The organism is Nocardia niigatensis NBRC 100131 (assembly GCF_000308655.1).
In the GTDB taxonomy this organism is placed as follows: domain Bacteria; phylum Actinomycetota; class Actinomycetes; order Mycobacteriales; family Mycobacteriaceae; genus Nocardia; species Nocardia niigatensis.
Genome location: NZ_BAGC01000111.1, coordinates 47307 through 68575, shown reverse-complemented (window position 1 = coordinate 68575; position 21269 = coordinate 47307). Strand labels below are relative to the sequence as shown.

General features: G+C 63.6%; 17 protein-coding genes and 1 pseudogene. 11 read left to right on the top strand and 7 right to left on the bottom strand.

Annotated elements, in window-relative coordinates; all coding sequences use genetic code 11:
* The first annotated feature begins 129 nt into the window (after positions 1-129).
* From ON33_RS34355 to ON33_RS42040, 3 genes are read left to right on the top strand one after another with little or no spacing between them, the layout of a single operon-like run.
* Positions 130-2844, top strand: coding sequence for a TPR repeat domain-containing protein (locus tag ON33_RS34355; RefSeq protein WP_245551059.1), 2715 nt, complete (start codon positions 130-132; stop codon positions 2842-2844).
* A gap of 53 nt (positions 2845-2897) precedes the next feature.
* Positions 2898-3716: a hypothetical protein gene (locus tag ON33_RS34350; RefSeq protein WP_157184888.1), complete on the top strand. Its 819-nt coding sequence runs from the start codon at positions 2898-2900 to the stop codon at positions 3714-3716.
* A gap of 33 nt (positions 3717-3749) precedes the next feature.
* The gene (locus tag ON33_RS42040) at positions 3750-3947 is read left to right on the top strand and encodes a hypothetical protein (protein WP_157184887.1); all 198 of its coding nucleotides are present in this window, start codon (positions 3750-3752) and stop codon (positions 3945-3947) included.
* 456 nt (positions 3948-4403) lie between these two features.
* Here ON33_RS42040 and ON33_RS34340 read toward each other — a convergent pair whose 3' ends face one another.
* Together ON33_RS34340 and ON33_RS34335 are read right to left on the bottom strand one after the other, a co-directional pair.
* A complete protein-coding gene (locus ON33_RS34340) occupies positions 4404-7439 on the bottom strand; it encodes an AAA domain-containing protein (protein ID WP_040863325.1) in 3036 nt (1011 codons plus the stop codon).
* Positions 7440-7726: 287 nt separating this feature from the next.
* Entirely contained in the window at positions 7727-8014 is a 288-nt protein-coding gene (locus ON33_RS34335; RefSeq protein WP_040863324.1) for a Scr1 family TA system antitoxin-like transcriptional regulator, read from the bottom strand.
* A gap of 320 nt (positions 8015-8334) precedes the next feature.
* Here ON33_RS34335 and ON33_RS34330 point away from each other — a divergent pair, with 320 nt between their 5' ends.
* The 5 genes from ON33_RS34330 (at position 8335) to ON33_RS34310 (ending at position 12181) form a co-directional block, all read left to right on the top strand.
* Complete coding sequence (locus tag ON33_RS34330) at positions 8335-8814, top strand: hypothetical protein (RefSeq protein WP_157184886.1); 480 nt, start codon at positions 8335-8337, stop codon at positions 8812-8814.
* Complete coding sequence (locus ON33_RS34325) at positions 8814-9269, top strand: hypothetical protein (RefSeq protein WP_040863322.1); 456 nt, start codon at positions 8814-8816, stop codon at positions 9267-9269. Before ON33_RS34330 ends, ON33_RS34325 begins: the two co-directional genes overlap by 1 nt.
* Positions 9251-10561, top strand: a complete 1311-nt coding sequence (locus tag ON33_RS34320) for a hypothetical protein (RefSeq protein ID WP_157184885.1) — start codon at positions 9251-9253, stop codon at positions 10559-10561. Before ON33_RS34325 ends, ON33_RS34320 begins: the two co-directional genes overlap by 19 nt.
* 7 nt (positions 10562-10568) lie before the next feature.
* A complete protein-coding gene (locus ON33_RS34315; RefSeq protein ID WP_040863320.1) occupies positions 10569-11426 on the top strand; it encodes an immunity 49 family protein in 858 nt (285 codons plus the stop codon).
* Between the two features lie 395 nt (positions 11427-11821).
* Positions 11822-12181 (top strand): nucleotide pyrophosphohydrolase, encoded by a 360-nt coding sequence (locus tag ON33_RS34310; RefSeq protein ID WP_040863319.1) that lies wholly within the window; start codon positions 11822-11824, stop codon positions 12179-12181.
* Between the two features lie 11 nt (positions 12182-12192).
* Here ON33_RS34310 and ON33_RS34305 read toward each other — a convergent pair whose 3' ends face one another.
* A complete protein-coding gene (locus ON33_RS34305; RefSeq protein ID WP_040863318.1) occupies positions 12193-14184 on the bottom strand; it encodes a DUF2075 domain-containing protein in 1992 nt (663 codons plus the stop codon).
* 473 nt (positions 14185-14657) lie between these two features.
* Entirely contained in the window at positions 14658-15086 is a 429-nt protein-coding gene (locus tag ON33_RS34300) for a hypothetical protein (protein ID WP_157184884.1), read from the bottom strand.
* A gap of 132 nt (positions 15087-15218) precedes the next feature.
* Here ON33_RS34300 and ON33_RS34295 point away from each other — a divergent pair, with 132 nt between their 5' ends.
* The 3 genes from ON33_RS34295 (at position 15219) to ON33_RS34285 (ending at position 18546) form a co-directional block, all read left to right on the top strand.
* Complete coding sequence (locus tag ON33_RS34295) at positions 15219-16877, top strand: hypothetical protein (protein ID WP_040863316.1); 1659 nt, start codon at positions 15219-15221, stop codon at positions 16875-16877.
* Positions 16878-17354: 477 nt separating this feature from the next.
* Complete coding sequence (locus ON33_RS34290; protein WP_157184883.1) at positions 17355-17780, top strand: hypothetical protein; 426 nt, start codon at positions 17355-17357, stop codon at positions 17778-17780.
* Positions 17781-17865: 85 nt separating this feature from the next.
* Complete coding sequence (locus ON33_RS34285) at positions 17866-18546, top strand: hypothetical protein (RefSeq protein WP_157184882.1); 681 nt, start codon at positions 17866-17868, stop codon at positions 18544-18546.
* 389 nt (positions 18547-18935) lie between these two features.
* Here ON33_RS34285 and rnhA read toward each other — a convergent pair.
* The 3 genes and pseudogenes from rnhA to ON33_RS42030 form a co-directional block, all read right to left on the bottom strand.
* Positions 18936-19403 (bottom strand): annotated as a pseudogene (gene rnhA / locus ON33_RS43745) (ribonuclease HI); the annotation flags it as partial.
* Between the two features lie 511 nt (positions 19404-19914).
* Positions 19915-20049, bottom strand: a complete 135-nt coding sequence (locus tag ON33_RS42435; RefSeq protein WP_245551057.1) for a DUF397 domain-containing protein — start codon at positions 20047-20049, stop codon at positions 19915-19917.
* Between the two features lie 101 nt (positions 20050-20150).
* Positions 20151-21152 (bottom strand): hypothetical protein, encoded by a 1002-nt coding sequence (locus tag ON33_RS42030; RefSeq protein WP_157184881.1) that lies wholly within the window; start codon positions 21150-21152, stop codon positions 20151-20153.
* Positions 21153-21269 lie beyond the last annotated feature (117 nt).

Genomic DNA, 21269 nt, shown 5'->3' with positions numbered 1-21269 from the left:
GCCGCGGTGCAACCGGTCAGACACCGCGAGCCCACTGCCCGGTAGGGAATTGGCACTCGGCCAGGCCAGTCCGAGGCTCTGGGTGATCGATTCCTGGTAAAGTTCCAGCTCGATTGATCTTGCTCATGCGTGAAAAGCGTTGCGGGTGAACGCAATATGACAAGGGGGCGGCATGGAGGTGTCGGCGCAGGAGTTGCGGGATGCCGCGACGACGATCGACGGGTTCGCAGACGCGGTGGGGAAGCTACCCACTTTCGGCGGTCTGTTTGCTCCCTCAGGGCTCCTGGGTACCTTGGGCTCGGATCTGGCGGGATCGGCGACCGCGGTCCAGCTCGACAGGGTCGAGGCGGTGCGGTCCAAAGCGATGGGTGTGGTGAAGGGCCGCTATCAGGAATTCGCCGGGCTGCTGCGCACGTCTGCCGACACCTATCACGACACCGACGAGGATGCCGCAGCCCGGTTCGCAGCTCTTGGAGATCTCAACAGCGGGACGCGCTGAGCATGGCCACGCCCAGCAAATCTACGGTGATGGGCTGGCTCGTCGACCTCGGGAATCTCGCGCCGACGATCGAGTCGATCGCGAAGGGCGTCAGGGACAACGCCTCGTCGATGCACAAAACCATCGATGGCATGAACTGGTCCGGAAAAGGGCGTGACGGCGCTGACGGACGGGTCGATCGAGAACGCCAGCAGATGGGCGTGGTCGCGGACGCCTTCGACGATCTTGCGACGGCGTGTAGAAACGGTCAGTCGGCGTTGGAACCGATGGTCGCCTCGGCCCGCCAAACGGTGACCCACCTGAATGGCGACTTCTACAAGGTCTCCGAGGATTGGTACGTCGAGGACACATACAACTACGCGGAAGCTCTGCTCCTGGCCGGAAGCCAGCAAGTGAAGGACCAGATCAATCAGTTGCAGATCGACCGGAAGAACGAGGCGGCGAATCAGACGGTCGCCCTGCAACGGCTGGCGGCCGATATCGGGGCGGCCGATGACGCCATCGCCACCGCGCTGAGCACGGCGCTGGCCTCGATCGAGCAGCTGACTCCGGCCTCGGCGGGGCTGAATCCCGTAGCTGCACAGCAGGATCTGGACGCGTGGAAGAACGGGAAGGCGACCCCTGATCAGCTCGAGCGGCTGCAGCTGGCGACCCAGCTGACTCCCGACCAGCTCCAGGATCTACTCAACGGCAAGGATGTGGATCTGCCGCAGGAGCGATTCGACTACCTGCGCTCCCTGATGCGAGGCATGGACGGGATGAGCGTCTCCGACATCTCGCAGTTCGGTGACAAACTACCGGCGGACAAGCGGGGAACGCTCGAGACGGGCTTGGTCGACGCGATGCAGCTGATGTCGAACCCTCAGATCAAGACTGTCGGCGACGATAAGGTCGAGGACCAAGGCGGGATGATTCAGCTGCCCACCCAGGTGCAAACACTGCTGAAGGAGAACCCGGTCCGGCGCAGCGAGAAAGCCCCGGCCAGCGAGTTCGCCGCCAATTTCATCGACATCCCGCACGAAGGCGACTTCAACACGTTCGTCGATCTGCTGGGTAAGGGGAATCCGGGATTGGCCCAGGGCAGCGACCTCGACCGTGGGCTGCTGAAACAGGGCGCGGAGATCGGCGCGGCGACCGCGAACAACCTTGTGCTGGAGCCGAAACCACACGGCGCGACCGACCTCGCCGACCGCATGCTGAATCAGGCCGGCGGTGACCGGCTGGCCGTCCACGACCTGCTGTACGGCACCAATATGCAGTGCACGGTCACCGACGGCGGGCACTACGACGCACCCTCGCACGTGGCCGACCTGCTCGGTCGGGACTGGCACGGTCACGAGGACGGCGTCAGCAAGGTCATCGAGTCTGCCGGCCGATATGCCACCTCGGCTGATCCCACCCTGAATCAGCAATCGGGCGAGGCATCCTGGGCGCTGGCGAACTATGCGAGCACCCACGCCCACGACCTGCTCCACCTCGACGGCGGTGATCAGTCGATCGGGATGGTGGACCCGAAGATGACCAAGGCGCTCGGCCAAACCCTGGCGTCGTATATTCCTGACATGGTCGGCACTACCGAGGGCGCCTTCGGCACACACGGTTTCGGTGCGATCGACCAGGCGAATGTGAAGAACATCTTCGCTGTCATCGATTCCAACAAGGATGCCGCCGTCGACTTCAACCGCGCCGCGTACGTGTCGATCGCGCAGATGAACCAGGCCTTCGGGGCGCACGGCGGCACCAACTACGCGCTCGGCGAATGGGCCGGAAGAATCGATGCCGCCGCCCAGTCCGGCATGCAGCTCGAACTCGACGGCCGGAAAATGGATCAGGCCACCCAGCTCAAATACGAGCAGACGATCTTCGATTCGGTGAAGGACATCGCCGCGTTCGGAGGCAAGCACATCCCCCGCCTCGGTATACCTGCGCTCGGCGGATCGAATAGTCTGCCAATGGGATTCAGTATCAGCGACTTCACCGAGCTGGGTGTCAAGGTCGCGGCTCCGGAGGTGAAGAACTGGTTGTTCGGGGCCGTGCCCGAGCTCGGGCCGAACGCCGACCTGGATGGATACGGCAGTCAGTCGAAACGGTTCTACAACATTCTTCAAGGCATGACGCTGACCTCCGACCACCCCGACTACTCGAAAGACCCGAACATAGGCCGTTACTTCGACAGCAACGGCAATTTGATGTCGTTCTACGACATCAAGCGGCTCGATGGCATGAACGGAGCGAATAGTCTTCCGATGTTCAAAGAGAAGATGAAAGATTTTCTTCCCGGCCTCCTCGCCTACGACGACGGATGGAACAGCGGGCACAGCCAATCGGAGCAGCATCCACGATGAGTGCCTCGGGCTTCCTGCGAACTTGTCGACGTGCGACGGTCGGCCTGGGCCTAATGGCGATATTGGTGGCCTGTACGACGAGCACACCCGGGTATCGAATCCCAGACCGGTTCGAGTTCAGCTTTCGCTGGTCCGCGGTGCCGGGAATCGTGCTGACCTCTGATGCGGCGGTCATCGCCCGCGCCTACATGGAGTCGGCGTTCATCTCCTACCGCACAGATCCAACCGGCAACCCATGGCCGACGCCGGACAAGTTTTCCTACCCGGGTTACGACCGGGCAGCTCCACAACGCGGTAAGCCCGATATGCGCCTGGACGGCATGTCGATGCCCTTCGACGAGCCTCGCGACACACACACGCTGGGCACCTTCTATGCGCATGTACTGGAGCTGAAGCCGGACGACTCCGCGCATCCGCCGGAGTCGCAGTCGCAGTCGGCCCAACCTACCTGGCATGCCGTGATGTGCGTCTGGGTCGACGGACTGGACTTGAAATCGTCTCCAGCCGAGAAGGATCCGTTCAATGGTCAGTATCACCCATTCGTGAATGTCAGCGGTGCCGGGACCCTGCCAGATGGCGGCCGCACTGTTCGACTCGCCATGCAGCCACCGCCAACCGGCCAGCCGACACGTCTCTCCGCCGGTGAGGGTCCGGCACGGTATCCGACCACCGACGTGTTCGGCCACTGGAAAATCACCGACGCGAAGATGACCGACCCGGGAACCAATTCCCATGGCGAACAGAACCTCTGTGCCGATCGCCCCGACAACCCCGTGCCCGCCGCATTACGAGGCCGGGACTCCCGTACGGGATCCGACGTGCCTGCGCCCACACTCGACCCGTATCCAGGCTGGCCGGGGAGCAAACAGTAGCCCATCAGCAAAGTCACTCGTTCGGAGCGTGCAGTGAGCTGGTTGAATCTACCGGAAGAGATCAGAGCCGCCCTCACGAAACCCCCTGGGGTATCGAGTAACTCGCCGAATACTACGGATACCGACGACGAAGGCCAGAACAACATCGGGGCACCGGAATTCACCAACGCCATCAGCTATGAGGACTGGAAGCGCAACCGTGAGTGGACAATCCTGGCGCCGCCGTGGTGATGAGCATCCGGCGCTGGGACTGCTGCGCGAATAGTTGACAACCTGACTTGCACTACTCTTCGCACCGACCGGGAATGCAATTCGAATCCTGTTCGGCGCCTTCGTAAATAGTCCGGGATAGTTGGTTGGCCTCAACAACTTGACATGAGTGTCCGCGCACCCCGGGGTGGGCAGCAGACGGGAGCCGATGCCGTCGTGCAGTTCAGCCCAACGCGGACCACGATCGTCGTATTCAACTCGTACGCAACCGATCCCGGTGTTCTCGCGAGCTGGCCGGAAGCGTTCCAACCAGGCATGTGCCAGGCAGACGACCTGGCACAGCAGTTGATCGACGCGGGCTGGTTGTCGCAGAGGCGCTGATGCGCACCCGGGGCAACATGATTGGCTTCGCAGTTCGGGTGCTGGTGCCGGGCCGTTGCCCAGATAAAGGCGACGGCTGCGCACGGCTTGACGATCCTACCTGCTGTGCGGATCCGATCGGGCACACGAGAGGCAGCGAACCATCCAGTTCTTCCCGACTTTACGGATCAGCTCACCGCCCCCGGCCGGAACCCGCTCACCGCAGTCCACACAGCTGCTCTCGTACCTATTCGTCTGCGGCCCAGACGATTTGACCGGTACCGCCGATCTTCTGTTTCGTGCCGCCGCTTCGATCGGCCCTGCATTCTTCGCCGGGGATGTCGTTCGGGAGAACTGGAGTTCGGATCTGGCTCTGGCCATGATCTTTTGCACTCGCGCACAGGACGCGCGGCTGGTGATCCGCATCATCAGGTCCGTAGGTCCGCTGCCGGCAAGCAGATTCAGCGATCCGTGCCAGAGCACCTCGTCGTCGATGATCACGACCTTCTCGTGCATGTACGGGCGAGCGTCGACCTCACAGCCGGCATCTCGCAGGCGAATAGCCGCCTTCTCGCCCTTCGACCCTCCTTTTTGATCCCGTGTGTGAACAACGACCTTGACCCCGGAGAACAGCTTCTTTCGAAATCGCTCGAGCCAGAAGTCGACTGGATCGGGATCCAGGAACGCACAATAGATTTCGATGCTGCGTATGGCTCGGTCGACGTCCCATTCGACGGCCCGCTGGACTTCATCCTTCGGGAAGAAGGCGGGCCTGACCAGCTCTCGATCGGAGAGCCGCACCAAGTCCGACGCCATCCGAACGGGCACCAGATCGGAAACCGGCAGTATGTGCGCGTGCTCTCGCAGATGCGCGAGCATCTGAACCGTTTCGCTGCCCGCCGGGAGCGAGCGCTCGAGAAACTCGACGTCGGCAACGACGATCAGATGATCTTGCGCCCGGCTCAGCGCGACGTTCAGCAGCCGGGTTGTCTGAGATGACGGACCGACGCCTTCGTAGAAGCGGCCTGCCCTATCGGAGGCTCCTGCCACCGTATCGATAATGACGACAGGTCTCTGGCTGCCCTGGAACCTGTGGACGGTGTCGACGAGCCCATCGAAGCCGACCCCGAAACGGTGCGAAATGCTCTTCTGCAGCACTGTCACCTGGTCACGATACGGAGCGATGACGGCCAGCCGATCAACGGGAGACCCTTCCGCGCGACCCTGAAAGGCGGGGAGCACACCGTCCGATTGCAGCGCGCGCACCAGTTCGTGGATGACTCCCTCATGCACGGCATTGGTTCGATGGCCGCCACGAATTGACCGCTCCCCCAATGCCTTACGTTGATCACTTGTATCCACCAGAACCAAGGGGCTCTCCAACAGCGGTGAAGGTGGCACCTTGCTGCGGTCGTCGCGACCGGTGGTCAACGGCGCATCACGGTAGGCCACCCGGTTGACGAGTGCGCAGATCGCAGGGCGCATACGGTACTGCTCGGCAAGCCGAACCAGCCGCCGATCTTGGCGTACCGACCCGGCACTGTCCACCAGGCCAGCCGCATGAAAGACGTCGCGGTCCATCCATTTCTCGGAGTGTGCGCGGTCCGCGGGCGCCGCGTTCTCGTTACCGGATCCCTGTGTCACGGCGGGTAATTGCCGGAAATCCCCGGCGACCACGATCCGTTTCCGCGCGAGTCCGGCAACATACCAGGCCGACGGCAGGTTTACCATGCCCGCCTCATCGATCACCACGACATCAATGGCGTCGAGTAGTTTTCGTGACTGCACGGCTTTGGCCACTGTCGTGCCGAGCACGCGGCATGCGGCTCGGACGACGTCTTCGATCTTCGACAGCTGTTCCCCAAGTTGCCGGTGCTGCTCTGTCAGTTCGTCCACGGTCGCGCGCGCCTCGGCGTGGGGAACCAACCCGACCCTGAGACGCTCGACCGATCGCAGCTCCAGCGTCACCCGATCGAGGCGAGTGCCCGCACGGTCAAGATCCCGGCCCAGGTCCTTGATTCGCGAAGCCCATCCGGCAGCCTCGCCCTCCTTCTCCGCAATCGCCCGATTCAGCTCGTCGAGCTTGCTCTGTGTTCGCTGAGCGAAGATCCCGCTCGGGATTCCGAGCTGATCCCGCTTGCGTCGCGACCGGTTGATTTCCGCGATGCATTTCGCGTGCTGTTGCGCCGCATCGTCCTTTTCACCTGGCGTCGTCGCGAGCACCGCCCGTAATCTCGCCTGCTCCTGCACGAGTTCGACCGCCCTATCGTGAATCGCGAGCACGGCGTGCGCCTCCTCCAGCTGCTTCGCGACCGCGGCCTGCTGCTGGACGAGCGCTTCCGAGAGTCGGCTCACCACCCGCTCGGTGATGATGGCGTCGCCGAATCTGGTGCTCAGTGACGCGGTCCCGACCTTTCCGGCTCGCTGGACCAGGCCGAACTCGAAACCCGCTTCCCGGCACAGCAACTCGCACATTCGCTCCAGCGCCTGGTCGACGGCGACATTGGTCGGGGCGAGAAACAGCGTCGTCAGCCCTTGCCGATAGCAGCCTTCGATGATCCTGCCGACGACCTCCGTTTTCCCGGTACCCGGCGGCCCCCAGATGAATGTCGCGTCACTGCCCAACGCCTGTTCGATCGCGTGACGTTGAAAGTTGTTCAGCGACAGCGTCCGGTAGCCCGCCACGAACTGTTCTGGCCGCCGCTCCTGACCGACGACCGGGCTGCCTTCACCCATCATCCAGCCGGACTTCTCGAGATCGAGGCTCCCGTTCCGACCCACGAGTTTCAACTTCTCGATCAGCTGCTCGAGCCCGGCGGTCTCGTCGTCCCGGATCGTGAGTTCGCGAATCCGCGACCCCAGGTCGGTCGCGGTGGTCACGCGGACTTTGCGATCGGCCTCCCACACAGCCTCACCGCGAGACCATTCCTTCGCCATCCCGCTCCGCAGCAGTATCTGAGGGCTGTTGAGTGGACTCTGCTCGACTCTGGTCTCGAAGGTGTACTCGTATCGACCTCCGCCGCTTTCGACATGGCAGCCATTGCGCAGTGCCACGGTGCGGGCATTTCCACCATCGCCGCGGAGATCCGCGGTGATCTCGGCCCGCACCGCACGCATCAGATCCGCTACCGGAAACGGAATTTCGTCGACCATTTCGTTACCCTCCGAAGATCCCGAGCCGCACGCACTCCCGGGCCTCGGCTCTCGCAACGAATCGCTGATTAATGGTCTCTGTCAACGGGATCCCCACTCGCACAACGATATCCCGATCTTCTGGACATCGCCGCGACCGAAGCCGGAATGCCGGTATCGCGACTATCCGGTCCCTGCACCGACGCTCGCCCGGCCGAGCTAGTCACCCCAGCCTGACGCACCTGGCCAACGAGCCCAAGTTCCAATCGGTTGGTTTCCTAGCTGCCCTACCCGGCGTGGTTCGATCCTCACCATTCGACTTGATGAGGTCGTAGGCGGTCTTCAGCCGTGTCGGAGGCGAAGAACACTCGATTCAACTCCCTCGCGTAGTCGGCGGTCTGGACGATGCCAGGCACCGTGTCGGGTTGGTAGGTGATCATCCGCTCGGCCGCCATCTCCAACGACATGTAGGTCTCGAACTCGGCCGGAATCAGATCCTCATACGTTGCCCACCAATGGGATTCGTCAGTCGGCCGAGTGCGGCGATCCGCCTGCAGCGCAGGGGGCTTCATCTGCCGCGTGCGCTCCTCCGGCACACCGTAGAGCTTGCACAGCGCGTCGATGTCGAGCTCCGGCCTTGTGCGGGCAGCCGCGTAGCTTCCGCAGTGCTTGGATTCTCACCGGTGGCGACGTTCAGGGCGGCGCACGGAGTCGCGACCCCGTGGCGGACGAGCCGCGAGTGCGCCGTGGCGCCCTTCCTCACCGCATTGCACGAGTGTGGCCAATAGCTCTGGTAGGCAAGGCCATTGACCTCAGGCGCGTGCTGAACATCACACCATCGCGGCGGGGAATCGCCCTGTCCGAGATCGCAAATCAGGAGCAGGTCATTTAGCATCCTGAGCCGGAGGGGGCATCAGTGGGGAGAATCATTATGAATTTGCTTGTAGTACAGCCACGTCCGCGCAGCCTGCGCACGCTCGGCGCGCTGGTCGGTGCGGTGTCGCTCGCCGGAGTGATCGCGGGCTGCGGTGGGGGTGACAGCACCGGCGGCACCTCGGCGAACCCTGAACAGGCGCAGATGGAGTCGAATCTGCGGGCTGTGATGAGCGCCAAGAATCCCAGTGACGTCGCGGACAAGTTCTGCACGCAGTTCAGCGATCTGATCAAGTCGGTGCCTGCCGAGATGATGGCGAACGCGTCGACCACCCGCCCGAAGGGCAAGCTCACCAAGCTTGACAAGGTCGAGATCACTGGCGACAGCGCCACCGCCGAAGCCGTCGGCAAGTCCGAAAGCGGCGACGACTACACCGGCCCGGTCAGCTTCAAGAAGGAAAGCGGGGAATGGAAGTACTGCCCTGACCTGGGCATTCCGGCCTCGACTCATCCGACGAAGTGATGGCTGCCGCGCCCAGCGGATTCGATCCGCAGGCGGTGCCCCGCGCGCGTGGCCCGCGGAAGAAGTTTCTTCTTCTCGGAGTGGCCATCGCAGTGGTGGCCGCCGCGATCGGAATCGGGGTGTTCGTCATGGTCGGAGGCCATACCGATCCCGCTGCCCAACGGGCTCGCGACGAGGCCGAAATCGAGACTGTCCTGCGCAGTGTGCTCGAGACCGACGATCCGAAAAAGGTGCTCGACCTTTACAGCAACACCTTGCGGCAGCGGTACGAAAACGCGAACCTGCCGCCCGCGGGCATCCGATCCGATCAGGGCAAGGTCCTGTTCGTCAGCAACGTCCTCATCGCCGGTGATCTCGCGAATGCAGATGTGACAGTCCGCTTTCCGGATCTGGCGGAGGAAACCACGATGTTCTACCTGGTCAAAGAAGGTGGCAAGTGGCGCTACACCCGATGATGGGGGCATCTGCCGAACGCATGTGGTCGACGTTGCCGCGAATACTGGCGGTGCTGTTCACTGCCATCGTTGCTGTGGTCCTCGGCTCCTCCGGCGTCGTCTTCGCCCAGCCGGGCGGGCCCGCGGATTGCATGCAGGTCCTCGCCGAAGAGCAGGCGTGGGAACAGCGCGCCGACACCCACAACAACGCGGCGCCGACGATCGACAACACCAACGTCGCCGCAGTCGACAGCTACAACACCGAAGCCGACCAGCTCGACTCGGAAGGCGCTGCGATCCAGGCGAAGGCTCAATCGTGCATCCTCACCGGCGCCAACGTGGCGCCTGCGCCCTCGCAATCCGCAAAGCCCAACGGCGACAAGCAGACACCCGCGACGACCGCGGCGGCCGCATCCTCCGCCCCGCGCGCACCGCCCGGGCCGACCGAGGTCGAACTCCGCAACCTACCGCTGACGGACAAGATCAAGGATTCGGGCTACCAGGCCGCCTACTACAACCTCTACCCTTCGCTGGGTGAGTTCCGGCGCAAGGACGCCCACGCCGTCGACTTCAACGGTGTCCCGGTTCCCCAGATCCAACTGAACTCCACGACAAACCAATACGAGATTGTCGATGAAAACCTCATCGGCGCCACCTTCAAACCCGGCACCGAGAAGAAGCAACCCGCCGGCATTCAAATGCGTATGGACGCCATGCGCGACGTTGTCAAACGGTACATGTCCGTCCAGCTTGTGCAGGCCCTGTCCACGAAGGCCGATAGCGAGAAAGCCGCGACGGGCAAGGTCAGCGACCAGACAGCCACCGATTTGACCAATGCGTATGTCGCGCAACGCGATGCGGGCGAAGGGCTGGGCAATATCGCTGGCAAGCAGTACCTGGATGACATCTACCCGTCCAGCGCCTACAACGTCAACCTGATCAGCGATCCGGCTCGCGCCGGCCCCGGCAGCTTCGACAAGGTCTACGAAGTCACCGACAAGGCGACCAACCAAACCAAGATCGTGATCGTGGAGGAGAAGAGTCCCCAGGCGCGGCTCGGCTCGCGCATCGGCGATGACGCCAAGCGCTACGAACAGGGCACCAGCGGCTACTACCGCGCCATCATCACCGAAATGGCCAACAACGGAACCGCGATCGAGCGAACCCTCGCCAACAGACTGCTGACAACGAACCCTGCCAACATCGAATACGTCCTGGTCCGCGCTCGCGTCCAGGATCTGAAGAAGAACGGGCAAGTCGTCGGCGAACAGTACGGTGGGTACGCGACAAAGACCTTCGACCTAGGGAAGTGAACCAGCTGTGACCGCGGTGGTGCCACGGCACGCAATCGACGCCAAGACATTCGAGGGCCGCGCCGACGAATACCGGGGATACCTCGGCGACCATATTCCCCGGCTCCCGGAGCGCCCCGACAACCTTTTCTTCGTCGAGACCCTCGCACGGGCGCTTCTCGGTGTTCTCCTCATCGAGGACCCGACCGCCGACTCAACCGCGACCCTCGAGGCCGCACAGCTTGCCGAACAGGCTGCGACGGGATTGTTCCGGGTAGTCGATGGTTTCGTCACAGGCGAGCGCGATTCGGTAGATCTGGGGTTCGGCGGCGAGGCCTACCGGGTGCCGACGGGTCCCAACCAGGCTGCGGACACCGGGCGCTGGTTGACCGCCTTCTGGTGGGCGACGGTCGCCCGCGACACCGAAGCCGGCGACATGCTCGCCCGGTACCCTGTGGAGCGTTTGCGCGATACGGGAGACGGCGGCGTCGCCGACGAATTCCAGTACGAATGGGTCGATCTTCTGCAAACGGCCTGGCGCGACGACCTCGGTAGCCTCGCCGACCGCGCGAAGAGCCTCGACACCACAAGCAAGATCGGCGCTCAGACGGTCATCGATCATCTGATCAAGCCGACGATCGACGTCTTCACGGCCATAGCCGCCGACGACGAGAAAGTCTTTGCTAAAGAACTGGCGAAGGCCCTCAAACGACATCGGAAGTACTTCGACACAGCGAAGCGCCGCGGCGGTCCGGACGGGTTCGTATCGGTCCCGCTGCTCGCCCTCACCTGCTGGGCCCACGACCGCGGAATGCGCATCGACGTCGAATCCGAATACATCCCACAGGGATTCATCGATCACCCGGATTGGATGCTCACGCTGTGATGAGCTTTTCTGGGTGTAGTCCCTCCCCAGTGACGGTTGTCATGCTGTGAGCTTCCGATCCCGACCGCCGCACCATGCAGGGCGAGCACGGGCTGACCGACAATGATCTGCGTATGTGGCGACCCGCCAAAGTCGCACGGGGCAGACCACGTAAAGCTTCGCGGTAGCCGCAAAACGTCATGAGCAGTTCAACGTTCAAACGGACCATTCTCGATCAACCGTCGTAAGGCCTCCGATCGACGATGTTGGCTCTACTGGTCGACCAGAGCGCGCAGCATCCTCATGGAGCTCGAGCACGGCCTGATCGACGATGCTTTCGGCCACCATCGGATCATCAAGCGGTGGGATATCCGAGTGTCCGGCATCGAGTAGCGCCCACCTGATAGACAGAAGCGATGACTGTAGAACGCCTCCAGCAACTGGTCGCCGAGTTCGCCGCCCGCCGGGAGTGGGAGCGGTTCCATACGCCGAAGAACCTGGTGATGGCTTTGACCGGAGAGGTCGGCGAGCTGTCGGAATTGTTCCAATGGCTCACGGCGGAAGAGAGTTCCGCGGTATGTGAAGACGACGGCCGCCGCAAACGTGTCGAGGAGGAGGTCGCCGATGTCTTCATCTACCTTTTGCGGCTGGTCGATGTGCTGGGCATTGACCTCGGGGCAGCGGTGGAAGAGAAGCTGAGGAAGAACGAAGAGCGGTATCCAGTGGCGGCGGTGAAGGGCCGGGCGGTGAAGTACACCGAGTTGCACCGGCCCTGAGTCACCGTGTGTCAGCGGGTCATTCGCTCCAGGAACTCCTGTGTCTCAGGGTCGGTGGAGTACAGGCATACGCCCTCCATGCCGCGGGTCAGCAGCACCTTGTATGTGTTGCGGATCAGGCCCGCGAAGTGCAGTGTGTCAGCTCTTTTCACGGCGGGGTCGTAGGAGAACTTCTGGCGTGCTTCCCAGCTGTCACCGCGGCGCACGAAGTCCGGGCCGAAAATGACTCCGGCCCAGTCGTATTCGAAGCCCTGCGCGGTGTAGACGCAGCCGACCTGGCCGAACCCTCGCTCGTCGGAGGCCCAGAAGTCCGAGATGGGTACGTCGGGTACTTTCTTGCCTTCCCTGGCATTCCACGGGCGACGCCAGTCGCCGATTTCGACGTCGTCGACCAGTCGCCGTCCGGTGGGGGTGTCGACGGGGTCGCTCCACGGCCAGCAGTAACCGGCGGCGACACGCGCGGTGCCGCCTTCCTTCTTCTGCTGGGTGATCAACCAGGATTCCAGCGCGGGTGCAGAGGCTGCCGTGGTGACCTGGAAGTCGTCGTCGCTGCCAGCGATCAGGGTGCTCCACGGGATCGGCGGCTGCGGGTGCAGGCCGAGTAGTCGGGCGACCCAGGAGTCGAAGGCTTCTGATCCGCCGCACCGGAATTGGCCGTCGAGGTGGACCACCTCGAGCTCGCATCCGGCGGCGGCCGAGGCGGCGCGAATATCCTCGAGCGATCCCATCTCGCCGGGCCGCACGATCTGATTCTCGTCGAGCAGGAAGACCGGCACCGACGCCACGTTGATGAGTTCTTCGATCTGAGGGCCGGCTTTCGCACGCATTTCGGCGGTGGTGTACCGGTTGACACTGGTTTCGCGGAGTCGGTGCGCCTCATCGCAGATGATCACGTCGAGCGCGCGGGGGTCGGCACCGATGTAGTTGTTGAAGTACTTGAAAAGGCCCTGCACGCGCGTGTTCCGGCTACCGGCCACCCGCCGCATGGTCTTGGTGAAGGCTTTCGAGCCGGTGGCGTGGTGCACGGTGCGGCCGGTGCGGGCGAGCTCGCCGAGCAAGCTCAACGCGATGACGCTCTTGCCGGATCCGGGGCCGCCGAGCACCACGACCACTGTCTGGGTGCGTGCGGCCCGAGCTCTGGCGACGGCCTGCAGCACGATCTGGTAGGCGATGCGCTGCTCGTCGAGCAACACGAACTGCTCGCGGTCCTGAATCTCCTTGGCTGCCAGGGTTAGCAGCGCTTTGCTGGGTGCGTGGTGGAAGTTCAGGAAGTCGTCGGCGGCCGAGCGCGCTGGGTCGCGTCCGGCGTCGACCGACAGCAACGCGCGTAGTCGGTCGACCATGGCGGCCCGATTGTCCATGGTGAACATTTGCCCGAAGTCGGTCGGCGGATGCTGCAGCAGGGATCGGATGTCGGCTTCGTGGGCGTTGTGCAGGTAGGCGATGCCGAAGACGCAGTCGCGCCGTTCGGCGAGCGCCGGGGTGGCGTCCACCAGATACTGGCAGTAGGCACTCACCTGCGCTGCGGGGTGCAGGGCGGTGTACTTGCCGTTCCACACGGCGGCGGGCTCCGACGTGGCGGCACACAGAGCGGTGTCCTCGGCGGCCGAATCGTCGGCGGGCGGCTGCGCGGCCGCGTCCGAGTCGGTGCCATCGGTCGCCGAAACGAGGTCTGCGGCAATGAGTTCCGCCTTGGACCACTGCTTCAGCTCGACCAGCACATAGCTGGCCGCACCGGTCCGCGGATGGACCCCGCACAGGATCACGTCGACCCGTTTGGGGCTGTGCGGCAGCCGATGCTCGAGCAGCACCTCGACCTCGCCGAGTCCCGCGTCCACCAGATCCGACAGAAATTGCGGCAGGCTGCGCAGCCAGGAGTTCACCTCACCAGCGGATATCTTCTGACCCCATTGATATCCGGCCAGTTCGACCAGCTGCTGCGAAAGTTGACCCTGCTGTGCATCATTGAGCAGTTTACCGGCACTTCCCCGGACCAATGCCACCTTGTATTCCCCACTTAGGCACGCGAAATCGGCGTGCGGGTGGGGGCAGCGACGAAGCTGACTTCGGTGCCCGGCGGGCCGCGTGGATCACAGTAGCGGAGGGGTGCGACATCGCCGCGCAGCGGAGCCATGGGTGGTCGTGGTTCAGCGCGGCCCGCCCGGATGCGCGCGATCCACGCTGGTCCCTCGGCGGGCGAACCCGCATAGTCTCCGCCCAACCCGAACAACCCGGCGCTCTGCCTGGTCGAACCGGTGGAGAACCTGGACTTCCTGACCAGCGCCCTGACCTGGTTCCTGCCGCTCCTCACCCGCCCTCCGCCCCCCGCCCGCCGCATGGACCGTGGCGGCCATCACCTCCCGCATCGAGCGCGAGAACAACTACCGGCGCCACAAATCCCATGGCGCCCGCACCGTGGTCCGCACGCACAACAGCACTGCTCACTCCGTCAAGCGCTGAGGAGTCGCTGCGGCGGCTAGCAGACCTCCACCGTATCTCCCGCGAGCGCTCGGATTCGGCCCACGAGACCACGCACGAATGGTGTGTCGAAGCGGGTCAATCCACCGTCGAAGTAGTGCGCCTTGGCCTGATAGAACAGGCATCCGCGCAGCACGGACAGATCGTCCGGCAGTTCCCGCGTCCTTTCCCAAGCGACCCGCAACTCCCGCACGATCACCTCGACATCACCGAGACCACGGCCCTGCCGGTACAGGTCGTACGTGTGAGCAAACTCGAGCAGTACCCTCTCGTCCGCCGCCTCCGACGGCACAGCGCAGAATTCCGCCAACACAACCTCCCCGAGCGCACCTTCAGAGCCGCTACCAGTGTGGCAGACATCACCTGCGGCACAGGACATCACAGGAGGCACGCGCGCCGCACAGCCCGTCGCCGCCTGCCGGTCCACGCTGCGGCTCCTGCCTGCTCATGGCAGGCGGCGAGCCGGTTGTCGGTGGCTGCGCATAACCTCTGCGAAACGAACCCCAGATCGCGACAGGACCCAGGGGGAGAAGTGGGGCTCAACGGATTTCGGAACACGATGGCCTATGACGGCCATTATCTGATCGACATGCTGCTGGCAAGAATCCGCTGCCACGTTGAGATTTCGGGATCAGCTGCCGATCGCGGCCGCGCGCGTGAGCGGCTGACGGCCCTCGGGTGGGTGTGGCTGAACGAGTCCCGTGCGAATCCGGACAGATACGTGCGCGTGGTCCGTGGTACCGCGACGCGGGCGACCGCGGAGGAGATCTCGCAGCGGCTTCAGGTCGCCCTGGCCGACTGCCACTCGGCGGCAACCATCGAGCGCGTGGCTCTGGAACGAATTCGATACGCATCGATGCGATTCGCCTACGAGAGTCCCACGCTCCAGGGGCTTGTCTACGACGAGCGGCCGGTCGCGGTGCTCGCGGATGTGTCCGTGGTGAGGTCGGAAGCGGTTGCGCCCGCGCCGCTCTCACCGACGGGCGAGGAAACCGTCCTCGACAGACTGCGCCGGGCAGCGGCACGCAACGTCCTGGATGGCTTCGACAAGCTCTGCGGCAAGCTCGAAACGGGCGCTTTGTGGATCGCGGGCTGGTCGCGACGCTGTGTTCCGGCATGGGCCGGGAGGATAGGCCGCACGTTCGTCGATAAGGAGGCCGCTGGATTCCTGCGGTATCGCCTGACCTTGCTGCTCATGGTTTTCGTGCTGAGCCTCGCTGTCACCTTCGTGTGGCGTGTGCGGATAACGCGATCGAGCGGTCTGCCCCAGTCCGACGGACTGATCCTGATCGTACTGATCGGAGGCATCGCCCTCTTGGCTGCAGTCCTCGGAACAACGAATATGTTCACCCGCATCCTGGTTCACCGCTTCGACGCCGATCTGCCATGCGGGTACTCGCGCTGGCAAACCTCACTCTGGGAAGCTGCCGACCCGGCTGACGCCGAGATGTTCATAGGCCGCAGACGGCATCGGGCGATCATGGTGTGCTGGGCGCTCGGGACGCTGTTATGCGGGACCATCTGCGCTGTGCTGGCCGGCACGGTCCTGGCCGTGCTTGGCAGCGATCTCTGGTACGGGCGCCAGGACATCGTCTCACTCATGATCACCGCCGGGCTCCTGCTGCTCTGGGTATTGGCCGCCGACATGTGGCGTGCTCGGCCACGCTCCGAAGTGCGACGACTGGTCCAGCGCGTCGGTTTGTCGATCGTCCTGACTGGGCTCGGCGGTGTCATCCTCCGGATGCCGTCGTACCTCTTCTACAAGAAGCTGGGCTATCCGGGGCTCGCGTTCGAGATCGGTTGGCATGACGCCCTCGTCAACGCGTCGGTCTTCCTGGTGTGCCTGGCATTGTCGGCGCTGCCGCTGGGTCTGTGCTGGTTGTACTCGCCACGGCTGCCCCGATTCACCCGGTCCGGATTCGCGATGGTGCTCACCTTCGCCGCCGCAGCCATGGTCCTCGCCGGTCTCGGCCCGTCGCTCCGAACAGCCCAGATCATCACCGTCGAACAGACCACCACGGCTGGCGGCACCCGCTACCCGGCCTGCATAACCGTCAACAACGTGGACCAGCCGATCTGGATCATCGGCCAGACCACTCGCCAACTCCTCATCGGCGACCGGACGATCAGCGATTCGAACCATACGACAATCAGCAGGATTCGCGTGGTTCCGAGCAATCTGCCGTATCGCGTGGTCGTGGCCCAGGATGGTTGCTGATCCGATCGGCCATCCCCGAAGCCGAACGCCCGAAACGATCGATCCATGTCGAGCTTCGTCATCAATTGGCGAGTGAAACTCGACCGGTGGTCATACGCCTCAGCCACCTCGACCGCCCGTATGGCCGGTCCAGGCCGGGGTAATGGGTGACTTCGGCTATCGGGTCCGATCAAGATTGTTGCAGGCTCGGGCGAACTGGTGTTCACCAGGGAATATGCCGGTGTAGTCGGTGGTCGCGCCGGTGTTGTCCGTTTAAGAGACGAGACGACCAGCCGCATCGTAGCGGTGGTGCCAGGCTTGGTCGTTGGAGTTGCCGACTCCGATCCCCGAGCCGATTCGTAGGTGGCCTGAACCGGACAGCCGCACACCTCAACCTCATACGATTCCGATGTCGAAATCGACTGCCGCCCACACTAACCCGGAGTCGTCATACTGCCGCCAGATGCCGGGGACACACCCCTTGCCGTACTCACCGAATTGACCGATCTCGATAAGCAAACCTTCATAGACCTGTTCGGTGTGCATTGGACGAACGCGGACCAGCGGAACTCCGGCTTCTCGACCGCGCATGCCGCGGCCTTCGATCAGGGTGCGGATTCGACACATGCATCTATCTTCTTGTTCGGCGCCCCTGCGCAGTTGGCCTTCAAAGTCAGCGCGACACCATCGAATACCGCGATCTCCCTCGGCACAACCATTTTCGAGTGGCACGGGTTTGTCCGTGTCCTGAGCGTCACGAATGAGGTCCCAATCCATGCACCGGTCGACGTGGCGAGGCTGCGCCCACAGATCGCCTCCCTGCTCAAGATCCGCCGTAGCACCTTCGGCTACTGCCGCTATTGCGGGTCGCTGCGCGCACCCGAGGATGGCCTCCCGACCTGTCATGGTTGCATGTCGCGCTGACTTGATGTCGTCTTCTGACTGCGCCATACCACTGAACCGTGATCGTCCCGGACCCGGTACACCCACACCTGTCCCGCGCTGCGCTGTGTCGCTTGAGCCCCAGGGCTGCAACGGCTTTCGACGATCACGCCGTCCGACCGACTTACAGCCCAGCCGCGAGCTCGATCTTGCTCGCAGGCCAGAACAGGACCGCCGAACACGGCTGCCGCGGAGAAGGGCTGAGCTCGATCAGAACTTCGCCGAGTGCCCAAGCCTGGCCGGCGTGGTCGACGCCATCGAGAAGAACATGGCCGCCATCACGGAGCTCGGAGACGAGCTGGAAAGTGTCGACGCCGACGCGGGCCGATTCACCCAACGCATCGCGCTCGCCGAGGCCGCCCTCCGGCAACTCCCTGCCTACCAGACGCAGATCGCTGAACTGCGGGAGCACATCGAAGGCGCCGATTCCGAACTCGCCGAACTCGATTCGGCAATCGAATCGGAGTGTGCCGCCGCTGGCGCGGTCCCGGATTACGAGGCGATCATCGCCCGTGCCGAGGCCGACGGCGTACTCGACCTGATCGAGGCGAAGGACCGGCTCGACCAGGTCGTCTGGAAACTCGATGAGGAGCTCGACAACGAGGAACGAGATCGAAGACGAGTTCAGAGAAACCAACTCGAGGGCATCGAACCGATCACCGTACAGACGAGGAATATTCTCGCATTCAGGAATCTCCCCGACGCCAAGATCGGGCTCGACAACCTCCGCAGCCTCATGCAGAACTGAAATACGCTGCGCCACAGCACCGGCGGGAAGCGAAAGGTAGCGACATGCACCCGAAGCCGCGGAGGAGGCTGCCTTCCGGCGCCACGCAGGAGTTCTCAGCACTCACGCCCCAAACGAAGGCGATCACTCTAGAGATCAAGTAGGCCGAGTTCTGGCTGGGCATCGACTTCAGGCATGCGCTCAGCCCCCTGGTGGCTCTTGCATCGGCCGCCGCCAGTCGCGATACCGCAGGGCCGTCCCTTCGCATTCCTGGCCCCGCACTGCAGAGCGGGGTCGTGAATGTGGCACAGCCCCGACGATCCCGCGTCGGTCGGACAGGGAACGCCTGCCTTGGTGGTGGCCCGACAGCGCTCACCGGTCACTGTGGTGGGTTTGCGGACCGCGCGATCTCGGCGGACGGTCTTGGCTGGCTGCTCGCCGACCGCGCCGGCCTCCTGTGCACCGCGAACGGCCAGTCGGTCAGCCCGTTCGTTCTCGGGGTGCCCAGCATGCCCCTTCACCCATTCCCACTCGACCTCGTGTGGCGCGCAGGCAGCCGCCAGCCGCTGCCACAGGTCGGCATTCTTGACAGGCTCCTTCTTCGCAGTCATCCACCCGTTGGCCTGCCATTTCCGTACCCACGCGGTGATGCCGTCGCGGACGTACGTGCTATCGGTGTACACCCGGACCTTCGAGGCGCGTGTAAGCCGCTCGAGCGCTTCGATCGGCGCCGTCAATTCCATCCGGTTGTTGGTCGTCGGCCCCGGATCCCCACCGTAGATGTCCTTTTCGTGGCTACCGAACCGAAGCACGGCACCCCACCCGCCCGGACCCGGATTCGGACTACACGCGCCATCGGTATAGATCTCGACCTCCACGTCATCAGGCTAGCGTCACGCATCCGAAATCGCTCGGAGACAGCGTATTCCGCGTCATTCGGGCATCCAGACCACTCGTTCCACTCGCGTTCCGGCGCACTGCGACGCGAACTCCCCCGCCGAGATACGGCAGTTCCAAAAGTGCTCTACAACAGGCACATCGATTTGCTACGGCCTCGTCGCGCATGCACTCGACCGATCGGTGCTTACGAAACGGGGAACCATGGGGAAAGCACGCCAGCTGACCGGCGAGCACAGAGAGGCATTCGCCCGGATCGTTGACGACACCCGTCAAGGATTCGCCGAGGTCATCGACCTGATCCTGATCCACAACGAACGCAAGGTTTCGGGCCCTCAGCCACGGACAACGCTGAACCCGCTGATTGCTGCGCAGCGTTGCAGCCTGGGAACGATTCGTTCGCGTCGCGCGCCATCTCGTCCTCGCATAGGTCGGCACTCATGCGCCGCCACCACATATCGGCATCAGTTCGGTCGCGAAACCCGGTCAGCCTCACCAGATCCCGCTGGCGAGGAAGCTGTCCCACTGGTCTGCGGAGAACACCAGCTCGGGACCGGTCGGATCTTTCGAGTCCCCAACCCCGACCGAGCGCGCGCAGCCTCCGAGGAAGGCGATCCTCGTAGCCATCGACATAGACGATGGGCGGCTCGACCAACTTGCCTGGCAGCGGCGGGAATTCGAGCAGAGCGAACGATCGAACACCGTGATCATGTCGAGCCGCCGTTCGATCATCCCCCGAGCCGGAACTCCAGGAACGATCGATCCACCTCGATCGGGTCGTTGAGCCGCCAGGCATTGCCCTTCTTCCCCAATTCGCCCGTGGCGGTGAAGGGCAGGCGCGCCAAGTGTGCACGGACCGCCCAGTCGTAGTCCGCTCCGATCAACGGGACCGTGATCCTCCGGGAACGTCCGCCGACATCGGCACGAAGAACTATCTCGCCCTGAACGCCCTCGGCTGCTTCGACTATCTCGTCGGCTCGCTTGAGTTCCAGTACCGGACCGACCACGGTGAGGCGCTCGGGCTCGTATTTCCGGGCCAATCGCATCTCGATCTCGGGAAGTACATCGATCACCGCCCGGTCGAGGGTCACTCGTGTCGGCACCAGGCTTCGTTGAGGTTCGGCCGCGGCCCATTCGAATGACAAGTCCAGAGCGCGCAGCCCGTCTGCACCACCGATCTCCTGCAATGCCTGCACCATCGGGAGGCGCAGCCCCTGTCCGATAGCGTCGTCGACATCAGCAAAGGCATCGCTGTCCGCAGCGAATTGTCTTGTCGTCTCCAAACTTTGCGCGAGCTTCGTCATCACTTGACGAGTGAAACTCGGCCGATGATCAGGCGTCGCGGCTGCCCCGGTCGTCGAACCCCCACGACGCCAATCGGAATCATCGATGCGGGCGGCGACTGTGACAATGAAGCTGCCCTTCTTGGTGTGGCCCATCCTGACGTCGTCGTTGAGAAAGTCCGAGACCACGTCCGGTACTCGACCGCGCCCCGTCGACTGCGGGTTGTATGCCGCCATGGCGGAAACGCGCATCATCTGGTCGATGCTCTCGAGCAGGGCGGTCGCCTGCCGAAGTGGAATCGTCCCATCCGGCATGGCCTGATCGACTCGCACCAGGAACAGGTCCGCTCGCACCGAGGCGACCTTCTCCGCCAACTGTGGAATAGCGAGGTCATAGATCCGCGAGACCTCGACCAGCGCCTCCCGAAGTCGCTTCTGGTAGTCCACGAACGACGGCTCCCGCGGCAACAGGACCGAGGCGGGCCGGCCATCGACCTGCTCACCGAACACCCACACCTGATCGAACTGTCGATCTGCCCGGCAGGTCCAGTTGTGCGTCGCGAG